Annotated in this window: 4 protein-coding genes; all 4 read right to left on the reverse strand. The window is 57.3% G+C overall.

The window, feature by feature from the left end; genetic code table 11:
* Window positions 1–52: 52 nt before the first annotated feature.
* On the reverse strand, window positions 53–313 hold the full coding sequence (locus WD823_RS00005; protein WP_368427430.1) for a helix-turn-helix domain-containing protein: 261 nt from the start codon (window positions 311–313) through the stop codon (window positions 53–55).
* Between the two features lie 415 nt (window positions 314–728).
* On the reverse strand, window positions 729–962 hold the full coding sequence (locus WD823_RS00010; RefSeq protein WP_368427431.1) for a DUF4926 domain-containing protein: 234 nt from the start codon (window positions 960–962) through the stop codon (window positions 729–731).
* Window positions 963–965: 3 nt separating this feature from the next.
* On the reverse strand, window positions 966–1298 hold the full coding sequence (locus WD823_RS00015) for a DUF6883 domain-containing protein (RefSeq protein WP_368427432.1): 333 nt from the start codon (window positions 1296–1298) through the stop codon (window positions 966–968).
* On the reverse strand, window positions 1295–1497 hold a 203-nt coding region (locus WD823_RS00020), incomplete at its 5' end, for a hypothetical protein (RefSeq protein WP_368427433.1). The genes WD823_RS00015 and WD823_RS00020, both read right to left, overlap by 4 nt.

Genomic DNA, 1497 nt, shown 5'->3' on the forward strand with positions numbered 1-1497 from the left:
TTCTTGAACATCGGATTGAAACGACCCTGCGAGTCGTCTCAATCCTTATGGGTTATGCCGCAGATTCAAGCTGTGACTCCCATCCTGGAAAAACCAGTACGGCGGGGTGGCACCTGAGTGCCTTTGCAAGAACCTTGGCCCGCTCCACACCGAGGCGCACGCGGTCGTTCTCGATTGCCGAAAGCGTAGCCTGCGGAATTCCCGTGCGCTGGGCGAGCTGTGTCTGGCTCAAGCCCTGCAATTCCCGAATGATGCGCACGGACTCACCAACCGACACATCGACGCGTTTCTTCGCTGGGCGAAACTGGCTCATCTAGGCCTCCGATAATCGTGGGCAGTGAGTGATATCACCTGAAACAACTGCTGCTCGGGGGCGGTTCGGTAGACGATTCGGTACTGAACTCCAAGACGAGAAGAACGATGGCCCTGCCACTCACCAGAAAGCGCCTCGTCGTGAAATCCCTTAATTAAACGAAGGCCTGGCGGGCCAGAAAGCATCGCAATGTCCTTCCACTTCTCATACCGCTTGAGGATATCTCGCGGGAGGGACGACGCCTGTTTGTCCACTCGGCGATGCTCCTCAATACGCCACATGCCATATTGTGCCTATGCCATATATAGCATGTCAAGGTTGGCCAATCACTGCGGCATAACGTCTTGGTGAACGGCGGGCCAGTACGAGGTATTGACACGGCATGACGCTCATGGCCCGTCCGTTCGACCTAAAGTTAGCCGACCGCGTGCTGCAAGGACCGAACAGCGATCAAGTCCTGGTCGTTTACGTGGCGGATATCATCCGCACGCAGTGTGACAAGAGCTTGAGTTCGGCCCGAGGCCGCCACGAACTCGACTTCGAAGTGATCAGGATCGTGGACCTCGACAATCGCGCCTAAATCGCCGAGGCGCAGGCCCGCCTCGGGCACATCACGTTTGAGCACAACGGTATCGAGAAGCTTAAACATAAATCACCTCGGAAAGGCGGTGACAAATCGGGGTGCGTCTTCCGTCGCTCGGATGATCCAGACAGTCCTCACATCGGCCGAACGCCCCGCCGGCCCTATCAGAATACCATCCACCTCGAATGTTCGCCCAAATGCGCTTGGCTTGCCCGGCGTGGCAGGACCGGCACGGGCCAGTGTTAAGAGGTCGTCCCGCAGCAACTCCCAGCGATCCATGGAGTAGCCGAGAGTAACGAAGAATGCGGCTTTGAACCGGCCCACCGGATGAGTTTCGGACAGAAGGTAGTCCCGTACCTTCGCGGGATCGATTACTGCGCGGTCCGAATTGGGAAGATTCATCGGTCACAACGCGTGGAAGCAGGCTGGTAAACGGCTAACGTCTTGGTGAACGGCGGGCCAATACGATGCGTAATGATGGCATGGCGCTTGCGGCCCGTCCGTTCAACCTGGGGTTCAAGCAAGCCGCTACGCGGCAGTATTTTGTCCTCACCGTAGTCATTCCATCTTGTCCGATCCAGTAGCTTGACGGCCAAGGCTG

The organism is Sulfuricaulis sp. (genome assembly GCF_040901545.1).
Taxonomy (GTDB): domain Bacteria; phylum Pseudomonadota; class Gammaproteobacteria; order Acidiferrobacterales; family Sulfurifustaceae; genus Sulfuricaulis.

What these genes read in the sequence shown, in the direction of transcription:
- WD823_RS00015 (WP_368427432.1), bottom strand. Translation starts at nt 1,298, where the DNA reads ATGAATCTTCCCAATTCGGACCGCGCAGTAATCGATCCCGCGAAGGTA.
- WD823_RS00005 (WP_368427430.1), bottom strand. Translation starts at nt 313, where the DNA reads ATGAGCCAGTTTCGCCCAGCGAAGAAACGCGTCGATGTGTCGGTTGGT.
- WD823_RS00010 (WP_368427431.1), bottom strand. Translation starts at nt 962, where the DNA reads ATGTTTAAGCTTCTCGATACCGTTGTGCTCAAACGTGATGTGCCCGAG.